Raw genomic sequence first — 15,416 nt, 5'->3', positions numbered from 1 at the left:
TCAGCTCACCTCGGCGCCCTCCTCCAGCTCCACGTCGTGGACGAGGGGCTCCCCCGTGACCGTCAGCCGCCGGGCTCGCTTCAGCAGGGGCGGCTCGGCCGCCGTCGCCAGCAGATACGTCCCCGGGGCGGGGACGGAGAGGATGTACGAGCCGTCGGCGAGGGAGGTCACGCGGTCCAGTTCCCGGCCGTCCCGCGCCACCAGGGTGACCGTCGCGCCCTCGACCGGTTCACCGGCCGTGTTCCGGACGAAGCCGTGCACGACCGAGGCCGGCCCCTCGCCCGCCGCGACCGCCGCCGGCGCCGCCTCCTGCTTGGGCTCGACCGCGAGATGCGGCAGCCGCTTCTCCAGCCACCCGGGCAGCCACCAGTTGGAGTCGCCGAGCAGATGCATCGCGGCCGGGACCAGTGCCGTACGCAGGATGAACGCGTCCAGCGCGACCGCGGCCGCGAGGCCGACGCCCGCCATCGCCGCGCCCGCGTCACCGCTGAGCACGAAGGCGAGGAAGACGCAGACCATGATCAGGGCGGCGGAGTTGATGACCCGGCTGGTCTCCGCGAGGCCCACCCGGACCGCTCGCGCGTTGTCCCTGGTGTGCACCCACTCCTCGTGCATCCGGCTGACCAGGAAGACCTGGTAGTCCATCGACAGGCCGAAGAGCAGGGACAGCATGATGACGGGCAGGAAGGCGTTGATCGGCCCCTCCTTGCCGAGGCCCAGCAGCTCCAGGCCCCAGCCCCACTGGAAGACCGCGACGAGGACGCCGAACGAGGCCGCGGCCGCGACCAGGTTCATCACGGCGGCCGTCAGCGGTACCACCAGGGAGCGGAAGGCGACCAGGAGCAGCAGGAAGCCCAGGCCGATGATGGTGGCGACGAAGAGCGGCAGCCGGTCGCCGGTGACCGTGGCGAAGTCCTTGGAGACCGCCGTGACACCGCCCACGTGCGCCTGCGCCCCGGCCTGCGGGATGACGTCGTCCCGCAGCCGGTCGATCAGGGTGTCCGTCTCCGCGGACTGCGGCGAGGTCGTGGGCACCACCTGGATGACCGTGACCCCGCTCGCGGGCGGCAGCGTGGCCACCTGGGCGACTCCGGACGTGTTCTTGATGTCCTGGGCCAGGGCGGTGGCTTCACCGCCGTCCACGACCACCTGGAGGGGGCCGTTGAAGCCCGGACCGAAGCCCTCGGCCAGCAGGTCGTAGGCCTGCCGGGTGGTCGTCGAGGCGTCGTCGTTGCCCTGGTCGGTGGCGCCGAGGCGGAGCGAGAGCACGGGGAGAGCGAGCACGGCCATGACGGCCAGCGCGAGCACGGCGATCGTCCGCGGCCGGCGCTGCACGCCCATCGACCAGCGGGCCGCGGGACCGCTCTCCTTCTCCGGCTCCGGGCCGGTCGCGGCCAGCAGGCGCCGCTGCTTGCGGCTCAGCACGCGCGCGCCGAGGAAGCCGAGCAGCGCGGGCAGCAGGGTCGTCGCCGCGAGGACGCTCAGCACCACCGTCAGGGAGGTGCCGATGACGACGCCGTCCAGGAAGCGCAGGTTCGTCACCAGCATTCCGGCCAGCGCGATGCACACCGTGCCGCCCGCGAACAGCACGGCACGGCCGGAGGTGTTGAGAGCGACGACCGCCGACTCCTCCGGGTCCAGGCCGCGCAGGACGCCCTTGCGGTGCCGGGTCACGATGAACAGGGCGTAGTCGATGCCGACGCCGAGGCCGATCAGCGAGGACAGCAGCGGGGCCAGGTCCGGGATGTCGGTGACATGGCTCAGCAACTGGGTCGAGAACAGGCCCATGCCGACGCCGAAGACCGCCACGGCGAGCGGCAGCAGCATCGCGTACAGCGAGCCGAAGGCGAGGAACAGGACCACCGCGGCCGCCGCGAGGCCGACCATCTCGGCGAGGCCGGTGGGCGGTTCCTGCACGCGCTGGACGGCCTGGCCGCCCACCTCGACCTCCAGGCCGCCCCGTTCGGCGCCCCGCGCGGTGTCGACGACGTCCTGGACGAGCTCCTTCGGTACGGCGTTCGCCTGCTCGGTGAAGGTGATCTGGGCGTAGGCGATCCGCCCGTCGCCGCTGATCTGCGCCGCGCCTTCCCCCGCGTAGGGGCCGGTGACCCCGCCGACGCCCTTCATGCCGGCGATCTCGTCGAGCGCGGGCTGGATCCGGGACCGTACGTCCTGGTCCCGTACCGAGCCCTCGTCGACCTTCCACACGACCGTGTCGGTGTCGCCGGCGCTCGCCGGGAACGCCTTCTCCATCAGGTCGTACGCCTTCTTGGAGTCCGTGTCGGGGAGGGAGAAGACGTTCGCGTAGTCCGTGCCCGCCGTCGAGGCCGAGAATCCCAGGCCGAACAGCGCCCCCACCCAGAGCAACAGGACCACCAGCCGGTGTCGATAGCACCAGCGTGCCAATGCCGCCACGCTCAGTCTCCTTCTGCAGATCGTCGGTCGGTCCCCCAGGTCCTGGGCAACAGGATCGGTGGCGCCACACGTGCGTGGACATGTGACGACCATGACTCTCAAGGAACTCCAAAGCGTGAACCGGCCCGATCGTCGGTGGGTCCGCCGATACTGGGGGCATGACGACGGCTTCCGGCACCGTGCTGGTCGTGGAGGACGAACCGAGCATCGCGGACGTCCTGGCCATCGCCCTGCGCTACCACCGCTTCGAGGTCATGACCGCGGGCACCGTCCGCGAGGCCCTCGCCCTCGCCGACCGCACCCGGCCGGACGTGGCACTGCTGGACGTGATGCTGCCGGACGGCGACGGCCGGGCGCTCGGGCGTGAACTGCGGTCGCGCAGACCGGATCTGGCGCTGGTGTTCCTCACCGCTCGGGACGCGCCGACCGAGATCGTCGGCGCCCTCGGCTTCGGCGACGACTACATCACCAAGCCGTTCGACATCGACGTGGTGGTCGCCCGTATCACCGCCGTGCTGCGCCGTACCCGGCCGGCCGACGTCCTTCCGCAGCGGCCGCCGCTGCGGTACGGCGACCTGGAGCTCGACGAGACGACGTACAGCGTGCACCGCGCCGGCCGCTCGGTCGAGCTCACCCCCACCGAGTACGCGCTGCTGCGCTTCCTGGTGCGCAACGGCGGCCGGATCGTGCCCAAGGAGCAGCTCCTGCGCCATGTCTGGCAGTACGAGCACACCGCGCCGGAGTCGACGGTCGTCGAGACCTACATCAGCTATCTGCGGCGCAAGCTGGACGTCCTCGGACCGCCGGTGATCACCACCCGGCGGGGCGTCGGATACGGGCTGGCGTGAAGCGGATCCACCGGCACGGCATCCACTCGCTGCGTGCCAAGCTGACGGCGGCGAACGTGGGGCTGCTCGCGCTCGGCATCATCGTCGCGACCGCCGTCAGCCTGATGGGGATGCGGCACTACCTGCTCGACCAGGTGGACGCCGAGCTGACCAAGATGCGTGACTCGCTGGGCAGTTCGCAGCTGACCCTGCGCCAGATCGACTCGCTGTCCGTGCTGAGCGTCGTCAGCGACCGGCTGGTGCCCCAGAACACGGACACCCGGCCGGCGCCCGACTCGATCTTCACCGCCGTCGACGGCCGGGGCACGGCCCTCACCATCTTCGACGTCCGGCCCACCGACGCCCAGCGCGGCCTCGCCGACGCGGTGTCCGACCCGCTCGCCCTCAGCACCGACGCCGACCCGCACGACGTCACCGTGCACGGCGACACGTACCGCGCGACCGCGACCCGGCTCTCCGACGGCACGTACATCCTGCTGGCCACCTCCACCGAGGCCCTCCACAGGGGCATAGCGAAGGCCCTGAAGCTCGACCTCGCCGTCGGGACGCTGCTGCTGGCCCTGCTCGCCTGTCTGACCCTGTTCAGCGTGCGGCAGCGGATGCGGCCGCTGGAGGACATGGTGGAGACGTCGTCGGCGATCGCCGAGGGCGACCTGACCCGGCGCGTGCCCTCCAGCCACCACCCCACCCAGGAGGTCGAACAGCTGCGGCTCGCCCTGAACTCCATGCTCCACCAGGTGGAGACGGCGTACCGCACGCGCGAGCACAGCGCGGCCCAGCTGCGTCGCTTCGTGGCCGACGCCTCGCACGAACTGCGCACCCCGCTCGCCGCGATCCGCGGCTACCTCCAGCTGTACGAGCAGGGGATGCTGGTCGAGCCGGAGGAGCGCAGGCGGGCCTGGGACCGGATGAACGGCGAGGTGGACCGGATGGGCCGGCTCGTCGACGAGCTGCTCACGCTGGCCCGTCTCGACCAGCGGCCCGAACTGCGGCTGCGGGGCGTCGACGTGAGCCGGCTGGTGCGGGACTCGGCGCAGGACCTGCGCGCGCAGCAGCCCGGGCGGCCGGTCACGGTCGCGGCCGAGGGGGCCGTGCTGGTGCGGGCCGACGAGTCGGGGCTGCGCCAGGTGCTGGGCAACCTGGTGGCCAACGTGCGCACGCACACGTCGGCCGAGGTGCCGGTGCGGCTCGGTGTGGAGCGGGTGGACGGGGTCGTACGGCTGTCGGTCGAGGACGAGGGGCCGGGGCTGGGGCCGGAGGACGCGGCGCGGGTCTTCGACCGTTTCTTCCGGGCCGGGGGCGGCGCGGGCAGCGGTCTCGGCCTGGCGATCGTGCAGGGGGTCGTCCAGGCGCACGGCGGCGAGGTGAGCGTGCGGACGGCGCCGGGCGAGGGACTGGCCGTGACGGTGACGCTGCCGGCCCGGCCGAAGGCCTGCGTCTGAGCGCGTGCCGCCGAGGGTGCGTGGCAGAGGGGCCGTCGCCGGCGGGCTCGGCTAGGCGGGGGCCGTGACCAGTGCCCAGACCGTCTTGCCGTGCCGGCCCCTGCTCCACACGCCCCACGCGGCGGCGAGGTGCTCCACCAGGTGCAGGCCGCGGCCGTGTTCCTCCGACTCGCCGACCGGTCGCAGCCGCGGTTCGTGCCGGCCCTCGTCGGAGACCTCTATGAGGCAGGAACCGTCACCGAGAGCGGTGACGGCCACCTCGAACTCCCGCTCGAGCAGCGGCCCATGGCGTACGACGTTGGTGGCCAGCTCGGAGACGACGAGGACGGCGTCGGCCAGCGCCGGGTCGTCGGGGCCGTGCCCCCAGTCCGCGAGATGGTCCCGTACCCGGCGCCGGGCCAGACCGACGGACGCCGGGTGCCGGGGCAGCCGGAACGAGTTGCGTCTCAGCACGTCTGCTCCTCATCCCGTACACACCTCCGTCACATGGTGCCGCTTCGGGTGCCTGCCCGGTGCGACGGGGGCGCATGCCCGGCGCGCGGGATCAAGTCCGCGAGCCGGGCGGGGACTTCGGCTCAGATCCAGTCGAGTTTCCAGAGGCGGAACACGCCGTTGCCGTCCGCGAGGAACTGGCCGCCGCCGATGTCCGCACTGGTGACGATGTACTCCTTGCGCTGCCACAGCGGGACGACCGGTACGTCCTCGGCGACGACCTGCTGGAGGTCACGGAAGTCGCCGGCGGCCCGGCTGCGGTCGGCGAACTGCCGGCTTCCGGCGATGTACTTGTCGACGGCCTTGCTGCTGTAGCCGGTGTTCATGGTGGAGTCGGTGCCGACGAGCGGGCCCGCGAAGGTGTCCGGGTCGGGGTAGTCGGCGACCCAGCCGACGGCGTACGCGTCGAGCTTTCCGGTGGCCCACCGCTTCTGGAAGTCGGTCCACTCGTAGCCCTTGACGTCCACCTCGAACAGACCGCTCGCCTCCAGCTGCCGCTTGAGCTCCTTGGCCTCGGCCGCCGCGGCCCCGCTGCCCAGGCCGTAGCCGTAGGTGAACTTCACCGGGATGCCGACTCCGGCCGACTCCAGGAGCTTGCGCGCCTTCGCGGTGTTCCGGTCCGGGTAACTGTCGAAGAAGGAGGTGGTGTGGCCGGTGATGCCGGTCGGGATGAGCGAGTACAGCGGCTCGACGGTCCCGTCGTACACACTCGCCGCCAGTTGCTCGCGGTCGATCAGCCAGGCCAACGCCTTGCGGACGTCCGTCTCGTGCAGCGGCGAGCCGGCGCGGGTGTCGAAGTACAGGTTGCGGGTCTCGGAGCCGTCGGCCTCGTAGACGCGCTGGTCGGGGTCGCTGGTGTCGAGGGCGGCCAGCACGGAGGGCGGCAGCTGACGGGCGGCGGCCTTGACCGCCTTGGCCTTCCAGGCCTTCTCCAGCGCCTCGGGGTCCGCGTAGTAGCGCAACTCGACGGGGTCGCCGGTCGACACGGCGCCCTTGTAGCGCGAGTTGGGCGACAGCAGGACCTTCTTGCCCTTCGTGTACCCCTTCAACAGGTACGGGCCGGAGCCGTCGACGCGGCTGCCGACGCGCAGCCCGTCCGCCGGGTAGCGGGTGTGGTCGACGATCGAGCCGGCTCCGGTGGCCACCTTGAACGGGAAGGTGGCGTCCGGCGACGACAGGTGGAAGGTGACCTTCAGACCCTTGGCGTCCACCGACTTCAGGGTGGAGAACAGGGAAGCCGGGCCGACATCCGAGTCGATCTTCTTGACCCGGTCGAAGGAGAACTTCACGTCCTCGGCGGTCACCTCGGAACCACTGCTGAAGGTGAGGTCGTCACGCAGCCGGCAGGTGTACGTGACGAGGCTGTCCTTCACGAACGAACAGCTCTCGGCGGCGTCCGGCACGGGCGAGACGCCACCCGGCTCGTAACTCAGCAGCGACTGGAAGACGTTGCTGAACAGCGCCCAGGATCCGGCGTCGTAGGCGCCCGCCGGGTCGAGCGAGGTGACGGTGTCCGTGGTGCCGACCGTGATGGTCGCGCCACCGCTGTCCTTCGACGGCAGCAACTGCCAGCCACCCACTGCGACGACCGCGAGAACCAGCAGCGTCACGAGTATCCGCATGCGAACAGATCGCATGGTGATGCCCTGCCTCCCCAGGCCGCCAGAGGGGCCCAGTCCACAGAAAAAGTGCCGCTCCCCTTGGCGGCGGGCTCACCTAACCACACGTGTTTCGCCAGGGGGAAGAGGATTCCGGCGAGATGGGAAAGAACTTGCCGAGGCCTTGTTTCGTCCGGGTTTCACAGCCTCCGCACAGGCTTCTGATCGACCGTCAGGCGTGCGTCGAGGCCAGTTCGACGACCGTGATGTCGGAGGGGGCTCCGACGCGGGTGGGCGGGCCCCAGGCGCCCGCGCCCCGGGACACGTACAGCTGAGTGTCGCCGTGGCGTTCCAGCCCCGCGACGGTCGGGTTCGCGGCGGCCGCGAGGAAGTTGCCGGGCCACAGCTGGCCGCCGTGCGTGTGGCCGGAGAGCTGGAGGTCGACGCCGTGGCGTACGGCGTCGTGGATCTGGACGGGCTGGTGGGCGAGGAGCACGCACGCGCGCGTGGTGTCACGGTCGCCGAGCGCGCCGGCGAAGTCGGGCCCCTGGCCCTCGCTCTCGCCCGCGATGTCGTTGACGCCGGCCAGGTCGAACCAGGGCAGTTCCGTACGGGCGTTCTCCAGCGGGTTCAGGCCGAGCCGCCGCACCTCCTCGACCCACTGTTCGGCGCCGGAGAAGTACTCGTGGTTGCCGGTGACGAAGAAGCTGCCCTGCCGGGCCTTCAGCTGCGCGAGCGGGGCCGCCGCCGGGCCCAGGTCCTTCACGCTGCCGTCGACGAGGTCACCGACGACCGCGATCAGGTCGGGCTGCGTCGCGTTGATCGTGTCGACGACCTTCTGCGCGAAACCCCGGCCGAGGACCGGGCCCAGATGGATGTCGCTCACGACCGCGATCCGGTAGCCGTGGGCGCCGCGCGGGAGCTTGGCCAGGGGCACGGTCACCTGCCTGACCCTGGGGCCGCGCAGCACGCCGTAGGTGCCGTAACCGACCGTCCCGACGGCGACCGCGGCGGCGGCGCCGCCCACCACCCGGGACACGAAGACCCGGCGGGAGGGGTCCGGGGACGCCGGCGCCGGCTGTTCGGGCTCCGGTGTCCCGGGGGCGGGCGCGCCGATCGGGACCGGGCGGGGTTCCGGGTGCGCCGCGGGGGTCCCGGCGGGCGCCCTGCTCCGCAGGAAGCGGCGCAGCAGCGGCCGTACGGCCTCGCCCACGAGCACGGCGAGGAGCAGGTAGACCGACAGGGCCAGCCACAGGAAGCCCGGCCAGGCCAGTACGCGCTGAAGCCAGAAGGGGGCGCCGGCGCGTTCGGCGACCAGGGCGCCGATCGCCAGCAGCCAGCCGCCCGCGACCAGCGCCGCGCCGGCGCGGCGCGCCCGGCCGGGGCCGCGGGTGGTGTCGTGGAACAGCCGCCGCCACAGGTACCAGTTGGCCCCGACCAGCACGGTCACGGCGAGCAGCACGAAGACGATCACCATGGCTATGACGCCTGCCGCAGTGCGCGCAGACCGCGCAACCCGATGGCCCCGACGACCGTCCCCAAGGCAAAGGAGACGACCGCGAGCGTCAGGTGCACCCAGAAGTACGCCGTGGGATCGCCGTCGTCGAACGCGAGTCCGCTGCTGTCCTTGATCAGGTTCTTGACGAAAGTGACCCAGATGACCCAGCTCCACACCCCGAAGGCGAGCAGGAACCAGGAGACGGGGCGGCTGAGCTTCATGGGTTCAGTATCACCGGCGGTTGTCCGGTTCCGTGACCGGGGTGGGGAGGGTGACGGGACTTCCCGTCGTGTGCCAGGTACGTTCTCCGTCGTGCCCGCACCCATGAAGCAGACCGTCAGGCGATCCCTGCTGGTCACCTCCGCGACCCTCGCGTCCCTCGCGCTCACCGCGCCCGCCTCGCTCGCGGCGCCGAGCCCGTCACCGTCCCCGGCGGCGTCCGGCTCGCCGTCCGCGTCGGTCTCGCCCTCCGGATCGCCGTCCGCGTCCGCCTCGCCGTCGGTCACTCCCCCCGCGGACATGTCGTCCCTGGGCGGCACGCGGCTCGGGCAGGCCGGGACGCAGGTGGCGATCGCGGGTGGCGCGCCGGTGCTGCCGAAGGACCTCACCGCGCGGTCGTGGATCGTCGCCGACGCCGAGTCGGGGGACGTGCTCGCCGCGCACAACGCGCACTGGCGGCTGCCCCCGGCGAGCACGATGAAGATGCTCTTCGCCGACACGGTGCTGCCGAGGTTCCCCAAGGCCACCGTGCACAAGGTCGAGGCGAAGGACCTGGCCGGCATGGGGGCGGGTTCCAGCCTCGTCGGGATAAAGGAGGGCGAGACGTATACGGTCCACGATCTGTGGCTCGGCGTCTTCCTGCGCTCCGGCAACGACGCCGTGCACGTCCTGTCGCAGATGAACGGCGGCATCGCCGAGACCGTCAAGGACATGAACGAGCACGCCGAGGAGCTCCAGGCCCTCGACACGAACGTCGTCTCCCCGGACGGCTACGACGCCCCCCGTCAGGTCTCCTCCGCGTACGACCTGACGCTGTTCGCCCGCTCGGGACTCCAGAAGCAGGACTTCCGGGAGTACTGCGCGACCGTCACGGCCAAGTTCCCCGGCGAGACGACGAAGAAGAAGGGCAGGACGACCCGCGGGACCTTCGAGATCCAGAACACCAACCGGCTGCTCAGCGGCGACTACGACATCTCCCAGTACCCGGGCATCGCGGGCGTCAAGAACGGCAACACCACCAACGCGGGCGCCACCTTCACCGGCGTGGCCGAGCGCAACGGCAAGGTGCTGCTCGTCACGGTCATGAACCCGGAGAAGAGCGACCACAACGAGGTCTACAAGGAGACCGCCGCCCTGCTGGACTGGGGCTTCCAGGCGACCGGCAAGGTGACGCCGGTCGGCGAGCTCGTCGCGCCGAAGGGGACCGCGCAGGCCAGCGCGCAGCCCGGCGCCAACCCGTCCCCCTCCGAGGGGGACGGACAGGCGGGCGGCGCCGGCGACGTGTCGGCGAAGCCGGTGGCGGGCGCGGTGACCGAGAGCGGCTCGGGCGGCATGTGGATCGCGCTGGCGATCACCGGCGGTCTGCTGGTGCTGCTCGCGGGCGGCGGGTACCTCGTCAACCGCCGCTGGCCGCTGCCGGACCTGGTACGACGTCGCCGCTGACGTCGATGTCGCGCGGGTTGTCGGGGACGCTGCCCGTCGCCGTCCAGGCCGCGCAGTACAGGACCAGCTTCGAGGTGAAGTTGATCCACAGCAGCAGGGCGATGGGCACGCCGAACGCGCCGTACATGCTCTTGGCGGCCACGCCCTGCATATAGCCGCTCAGCAGCAGCTTCAGCAGTTCGAAGCCGACGGCGCCGATGAGCGCGGCGACGACGAGGCGGCGGCGCGGGGGTTCGACGCCGGGCAGCAGGGTGAGGACGTACAGCAGGAGCAGGAAGTCGGCGAGGACGGCGACGGAGAACGCGGCGACGCGCAGCAGGACGGTGCCCCAGCCCTCCTTGTCGATGCCGGACTGCTCGGTGATCCAGCCGACCAGCGCCGAGGCGACGGTGGAGATGGCGAGGGTGAGCAGGACGGCGCCGCCGAAGCCGACGAGGACGCCCGTGTCCTTGGCCTTGCGCAGGACGGGGTTCTCGTCGTCGTCGGGCCGCTCCCAGACGGCGCGCAGACAGTCCCGCATCTGGCCGACCCAGCCGATGCCGGTGAGCAGCAGCAGCGCGCCGGCGATGAGCCCGATGGCGCCCGCGTTCTGGACCAGGCCGTTGATGTCCAGCTGGTCGGAGATGCCGGGGACCTGATCGGCGATCTTGTCCTGGAGTTCCTGCTGCTGTGACCGGCTCAGCGTGGCGGCGGCGACGGCCGCGGCCACGGTCAGCAGCGGGAAGAGCGCGACGAAGCTGACGAACGTCATGGCGGCGGCCAGCCGCGTCCACTTCACCCGGTCGAGGCGCTCGTACGACCGCCACGCGTGCGTGGCCATGAGGCGCGCGACCCACGGCCCGATGCCGGGGAGCTTCTTCAGCCAGTCCATGATCCGACTCTGCCCCTGTCCGGAGGAACGACGCGGATATCGCCGATGCGAATCCCGCGGAACACCGAGGTCCGGGTACCCCGGATTCGCGGGACGGTGGCCGGCACCGTGCCGCGCGGTCGCCCGACGCGGTCGCGCCGGGCGTGCGTGACTCACCAGTCGGCCACCGCCAGCCCGTACATGGCCAGCCAGGCCAGGCCGATCAGGGCGAGGGCGCGGTCGCCCAGGACGACCTCCTCGGGCTCGCCCGCGGTGCCCCGGTCGGCGAAGACGGCGTAGCGCAGCACCGCGAGGATGAAGGCGACCACGGACAGCTGTCGCCAGGGCAGCACGCTCGTGTGCGGGACGCCGCCCTCCTCCAGGGCCCACAGGCAGTAGCCGAGCACGGCGACGCCGGCCGCCAGCTGCCAGACGAAGCGCAGGTAGCCGGTGGTGTACTCGGTGAGCAGCACGCGCGTGGCGCCCGCCGTGCCGGCCAGCTGGACGGCTTCGGAGTAGCGCTTGGCCGCGACCATGAACAGCGCCCCGAACCCGGTGGTGATCAGGAACCAGCGGGAGAGCGGGATCCCCAGGGCGAGTCCGCCCGCCATGGCGCGCATGAGGAAGCCGGTCGTGACGACGACCAGGTCGACGACCAGGACGTGCTTCAGGCTGACGCAGTACGCCAGTTGCATGCCGAGGTAGGCGATGAGGAGTGCCGCGACGGCGGGGGTCGTCAGCCGGGCCGCGGCGGCCGGGGCGAGGACCGCGAGGGCGCCCGCGACGCCGTACGCGACGGGCACCGGGACCTGTCCGGCGGCGATCGGGCGGTGCCGCTTGGTGGGGTGGGCGCGGTCGGCCTCGGCGTCACGGGCGTCGTTGACCAGGTAGACGGCGGCGGCGCTGGCGGTGAACAGGGCGAAGACCAGGGCGAGTTGGCTGAGCGCGTGCAGGGAGAGGAGCCGGCCGGCCGCGGCGGGGGCGGCGACGACCAGGACGTTCTTGACCCACTGCTTGGGGCGGGTGGTCCGCAGGAGGCCGCCGACGAGGGTGCCGGGGCGGTGGCTCGGGGGCGTGGGGGCCGGCGGGCGGTGTGCGCGCTGCCGGTGGAGCAGTGCCTCAGCCATGGTGGCCCTCTCGCATCCAGCGCGCCCCCAACCGCGCGGCGGCCGCGCCCAGAGCCGCGCCCGCCGCCACGTCGGACGGGTGGTGGACGCCGGCGACCAGCCGGGAGAGGCACATCGCGGCGGCGAGCGGCGCGGCGGCGTACGCGCCGAGCGCGCCGTAGGCGACGGCGGCGGCCGCGGCGGAGGTCGCGTGCGAGCTGGGGAAGGAGTGCCGTCCCCTGGTGCGCACGAGGGGTTCGACGCGGGCGGGGCGCGGACGCCGGACGATACGTTTCACTCCCACGCTGGCGGCGTGCGCGCCCGCGGTGAGCGCGGTGGCGCGCAGCCAGGCGCCGCGCCGGGGGCCGTCGACGGCGGCTCCCACGACGCCCGCCGCGAGCCACAGCGCGCCGTGCTCGCCCGCCCAGGAGAGGGCGCGCGCGACGCGGGCGACGCGGGGGTCCGCGCCCCGGGCGTGGAGCGCCGAGAGGATCCGGTGGTCCAGGTCGTCGAGTTCGTCCATGTGGACTCACTGTTCACGCCTGCACCCTCGGAACTCCGGCAATATTGAGCGACATCCCATTAATCACCCATTTCGGGGAGCAATGCATGTTTCAGAATTAATCGCCCATATAGAGGCGATACGGTCACCACCATGCCTGCCGAGACCACTACCGCGATCGCCGCCGAGAACGTCTCCGTCACGGGATGGGGCCGTACCGCTCCCTCCACCGCGCGCCTGGTCCGCCCCCGGACCTACGCGGAGGCCGTGACGGCGGTCCGGGACTGCGGGCCCCGCGGAGGCATCCCCAGGGGCCTGGGACGGGCGTACGGGGACGCGGCGCAGAACGCCGGCGGGTCCGTGATCGACCTGACCGGTCTGGACCGGATCCACGTGATCGACGCCGCCGACGGGAGCGTCCTGTGCGACGCCGGGGTCTCCCTGCACCGGCTCACCGAAGTCCTGCTGCCGCTCGGCTGGTTCGTGCCCGTGACCCCCGGCACCCGGTACGTGACCGTGGGCGGCGCGATCGGCGCCGACATCCACGGCAAGAACCACCATGTGTCCGGGTCCTTCGCCCGCCACGTGCTGTCCTTCGAACTGCTCACGGCGGACGGCACGATCCGCACGGTGGACCAGGGCACCGACCTGTTCGACGCGACCACCGGCGGCATGGGCCTGACCGGCGTCGTCCTGACAGCCAGGATCCGGCTCCAGCCGGTCAAAACGTCCCTGATGTCGGTGGACACCGAGCGGGCCGCCGACCTCGACGACCTGATGGCCCGGCTGACGGCCGGCGACCACCGCTACCGCTACTCGGTCGCGTGGATCGACCTCCTCGCGCGCGGTGCGGCCACCGGACGCGCGGTCCTCACCCGTGGCGAGCACGCGCCCCCGGACGCGCTGCCCGCCCGCGCGCGCAGGGCCCCGCTCGCGTTCCGCCCGGCCCGGCTCCCGGCCGCTCCCGCGTTCCTGCCGAGCGGTCTGCTCACCCGCACGACCGTCGGGCTGTTCAACGAGCTCTGGTACCGCAGGGCGCCCCGCGCGCGTACCGGCGAACTCCAGAGCCTGTCCGCCTTCTTCCACCCCCTCGACGGCGTCCCGCACTGGAACCGCGTCTACGGCCGCGACGGCTTCGTGCAGTACCAGTTCGTCGTCGGGTACGGCCAGGAGGACACCCTGCGCCGGATCGTGGGGCGCGTCTCCGCCCGCCGCTGCCCGTCCTTCCTCGCCGTCCTCAAGCGGTTCGGGGACGCCGACCCGGGCTGGCTCTCCTTCCCGCGCCCGGGCTGGACCCTCGCCCTGGACATCCCGGTCGGACTGCCCGGCCTCGGCGCCTTCCTCGACGAACTGGACGAGGAGGTGGCCACCGCCGGCGGCCGCGTCTACCTCGCCAAGGACTCCCGGCTGCGCCCCGAACTGCTCACCGCGATGTACCCGCGCCTCGACGACTTCCGCGCGCTGCGCGCGGAGCTGGACCCGCGCGGGGTGTTCGTGTCGGACCTCGCCCGCCGGCTCAACTTCCAGGAGTCACCATGAAGGACGCCTTCGGCCTCCCCCAGTCCCTTCTCGTCCTCGGCGGCACCTCCGGGATCGCGCTGGCCACCGCGCGCCGTCTGATCGCCCGCCGCACCCGCACGGTGTGGCTGGCCGGGCGCCCGTCGCCCGCCCTGGAGTCGGCCGCCGCCGAGCTGCGCACGCTGGGGGCGGACGTCCACACCGTCCCCTTCGACGCGCTCGACCCCGAGTCCCACGAGACGGTCCTCGGCAAGGTCTTCGCCGAGGGTGACGTCGACACCGTACTGCTCGCCTTCGGCGTCCTCGGCGACCAGGCCAACGACGAGCGCGACCCGGCGGCCGCGGTGCGCGTCGCGCAGACCAACTACACGGGGGCGGTGTCGGCGGGGCTGGTCACCGCGCGCGCCCTCCAGACTCAGGGCCACGGCTCCCTGGTCGTCCTCTCCTCCGTCGCCGGCGAGCGGGCCCGCCGCTCGAACTTCATCTACGGCTCCAGCAAGGCGGGCCTCGACGCCTTCGCCCAGGGGCTGGGCGACGCGCTGCACGGCACCGGCGTGCACGTCATGGTCGTACGCCCCGGGTTCGTCCGGACGAAGATGACCGCCGGGCTGGCCCAGGCGCCGCTGGCGACCACGCCGGAGGCGGTCGCCACGGCCGTCGAGCTGGGGCTGCGGCGCCGCTCGGAGACGGTGTGGGTGCCGGGTGTGCTGCGCGTGGTGATGGCGGCGCTGCGGCACGCGCCCCGCGGGCTGTTCCGCAGGCTGCCGATCTAGCGGAGGCGCCGGGGCGGGCCGCTAGCGCGTCGGCAGCGAGCCGCGGTCGACGTGGGCGGCCTGCGGGGGTACGACCGCGCCCCCGAAGGCGTAGTCGCGCAGTTTGCGCCAGACGCCGTCGGCGCCCTGCTCGGCGAGGGCGAAGCCGGTGCAGGACCACTCGGCCTCGTAGTGGGCGAGCTCGTCGTAGGCCCGGTCCATCGCCGCGTCGTCGATGCCGTGCGCGACGGTGACATGCGGGTGGTAGGGGAACTGGAGCTCACGGGTCAGCGGCCCGGAGGCGGCCCGGATCCGCTGCTGGAGCCAGGCGCAGGTCTCCGCGCCCTGGACGACCCGCACGTAGACCACCGGCGACATGGGCCGGAAGGTGCCGGTGCCGGACAGCCGCATCGGGAAGGGCCGGCCGGCCGTGGCGACCTCACTGAGGTGCGCTTCGACGGCCGGCAGCGCGAGCGCCCCGACCTCGGTCGGCGGCAGCAGCGTGACGTGCGTGGGGATGCCGTGAGCCGCGGCGTCGCCGAAGCCCAGGCGCCGCTCCTGGAGCAGGCTGCCGTGAGGCTCCGGGACCGCGATCGACACGCCGATCGTTACGGTCCCCACGTCTTCTCCTGTCGTCATGTCGTCATGGCGGGGTGTGTTGCCGGGTTCGTACTCAGTCGTACGGCTATCGACTGTACGGCCACAGCTGTCCTGTGGGCAGGCGCAGGGAAAG

Annotated in this window: 14 protein-coding genes; 5 read left to right on the top strand and 9 right to left on the bottom strand. The window is 72.4% G+C overall.

Annotated elements, in window-relative coordinates; genetic code table 11:
* On the bottom strand, positions 1-2,406 hold the full coding sequence (locus ABT070_RS11655) for an MMPL family transporter (protein ID WP_351758547.1): 2,406 nt from the start codon (positions 2,404-2,406) through the stop codon (positions 1-3).
* Positions 2,407-2,573: 167 nt separating this feature from the next.
* Here ABT070_RS11655 and ABT070_RS11650 point away from each other — a divergent pair, with 167 nt between their 5' ends.
* Complete coding sequence (locus tag ABT070_RS11650) at positions 2,574-3,263, top strand: response regulator transcription factor (RefSeq protein WP_351758079.1); 690 nt, start codon at positions 2,574-2,576, stop codon at positions 3,261-3,263.
* Positions 3,260-4,705, top strand: coding sequence for a sensor histidine kinase (locus tag ABT070_RS11645; RefSeq protein WP_351758076.1), 1,446 nt, complete (start codon positions 3,260-3,262; stop codon positions 4,703-4,705). Before ABT070_RS11650 ends, ABT070_RS11645 begins: the two co-directional genes overlap by 4 nt.
* 51 nt (positions 4,706-4,756) lie before the next feature.
* Here ABT070_RS11645 and ABT070_RS11640 read toward each other — a convergent pair whose 3' ends face one another.
* The 4 genes from ABT070_RS11640 to ABT070_RS11625 all read right to left on the bottom strand — a co-directional run bounded on the left by ABT070_RS11640 (position 4,757) and on the right by ABT070_RS11625 (position 8,514).
* A complete protein-coding gene (locus ABT070_RS11640; RefSeq protein WP_351758073.1) occupies positions 4,757-5,158 on the bottom strand; it encodes an ATP-binding protein in 402 nt (133 codons plus the stop codon).
* 122 nt (positions 5,159-5,280) lie between these two features.
* Positions 5,281-6,819 carry an ABC transporter substrate-binding protein gene (locus ABT070_RS11635; RefSeq protein WP_351758071.1) on the bottom strand — a complete coding sequence of 513 codons (1,539 nt, stop codon included), beginning with the start codon at positions 6,817-6,819 and terminating at the stop codon, positions 5,281-5,283.
* A 208-nt stretch (positions 6,820-7,027) separates the two neighbouring features.
* Complete coding sequence (locus tag ABT070_RS11630) at positions 7,028-8,272, bottom strand: metallophosphoesterase (protein ID WP_351758068.1); 1,245 nt, start codon at positions 8,270-8,272, stop codon at positions 7,028-7,030.
* A 2-nt stretch (positions 8,273-8,274) separates the two neighbouring features.
* Positions 8,275-8,514, bottom strand: coding sequence for an SCO4848 family membrane protein (locus ABT070_RS11625; RefSeq protein WP_351758066.1), 240 nt, complete (start codon positions 8,512-8,514; stop codon positions 8,275-8,277).
* Positions 8,515-8,605: 91 nt separating this feature from the next.
* Here ABT070_RS11625 and ABT070_RS11620 point away from each other — a divergent pair, with 91 nt between their 5' ends.
* Positions 8,606-9,955, top strand: coding sequence for a D-alanyl-D-alanine carboxypeptidase family protein (locus ABT070_RS11620; protein ID WP_351758064.1), 1,350 nt, complete (start codon positions 8,606-8,608; stop codon positions 9,953-9,955).
* On the opposite strand, the gene ABT070_RS11615 is transcribed toward ABT070_RS11620, so the two are convergent.
* The 3 genes from ABT070_RS11615 to ABT070_RS11605 form a co-directional block, all read right to left on the bottom strand.
* Positions 9,909-10,826 (bottom strand): YihY/virulence factor BrkB family protein, encoded by a 918-nt coding sequence (locus ABT070_RS11615; RefSeq protein ID WP_351758062.1) that lies wholly within the window; start codon positions 10,824-10,826, stop codon positions 9,909-9,911. The genes ABT070_RS11620 and ABT070_RS11615 overlap by 47 nt on opposite strands.
* Positions 10,827-10,978: 152 nt before the next feature.
* Complete coding sequence (locus ABT070_RS11610; RefSeq protein WP_351758059.1) at positions 10,979-11,932, bottom strand: decaprenyl-phosphate phosphoribosyltransferase; 954 nt, start codon at positions 11,930-11,932, stop codon at positions 10,979-10,981.
* Positions 11,925-12,434 (bottom strand): phosphatase PAP2 family protein, encoded by a 510-nt coding sequence (locus ABT070_RS11605; RefSeq protein ID WP_351758056.1) that lies wholly within the window; start codon positions 12,432-12,434, stop codon positions 11,925-11,927. The genes ABT070_RS11610 and ABT070_RS11605 overlap by 8 nt, the downstream gene beginning before the upstream one ends.
* A gap of 132 nt (positions 12,435-12,566) precedes the next feature.
* Here ABT070_RS11605 and dprE1 point away from each other — a divergent pair, with 132 nt between their 5' ends.
* Both dprE1 and dprE2 read left to right on the top strand, forming a co-directional pair.
* Positions 12,567-13,952 carry a decaprenylphosphoryl-beta-D-ribose oxidase gene (gene dprE1 / locus ABT070_RS11600; RefSeq protein ID WP_351758053.1) on the top strand — a complete coding sequence of 462 codons (1,386 nt, stop codon included), beginning with the start codon at positions 12,567-12,569 and terminating at the stop codon, positions 13,950-13,952.
* Positions 13,949-14,704, top strand: coding sequence for a decaprenylphospho-beta-D-erythro-pentofuranosid-2-ulose 2-reductase (gene dprE2 / locus ABT070_RS11595; RefSeq protein ID WP_351758050.1), 756 nt, complete (start codon positions 13,949-13,951; stop codon positions 14,702-14,704). Before dprE1 ends, dprE2 begins: the two co-directional genes overlap by 4 nt.
* 21 nt (positions 14,705-14,725) lie before the next feature.
* Here the strand turns inward: dprE2 and ABT070_RS11590 are convergent, their stop codons facing one another.
* Complete coding sequence (locus tag ABT070_RS11590; RefSeq protein ID WP_351758047.1) at positions 14,726-15,304, bottom strand: 2'-5' RNA ligase family protein; 579 nt, start codon at positions 15,302-15,304, stop codon at positions 14,726-14,728.
* Between the last annotated feature and the right edge of the window lie 112 nt (positions 15,305-15,416).

The sequence above is a fragment of the Streptomyces sp. NPDC002884 genome, assembly GCF_040295245.1.
Classification (GTDB): domain Bacteria; phylum Actinomycetota; class Actinomycetes; order Streptomycetales; family Streptomycetaceae; genus Streptomyces.
The sequence above is the reverse complement of the archived record's forward strand: the minus strand, read 5'-3'. Positions and strand labels throughout refer to the sequence as shown.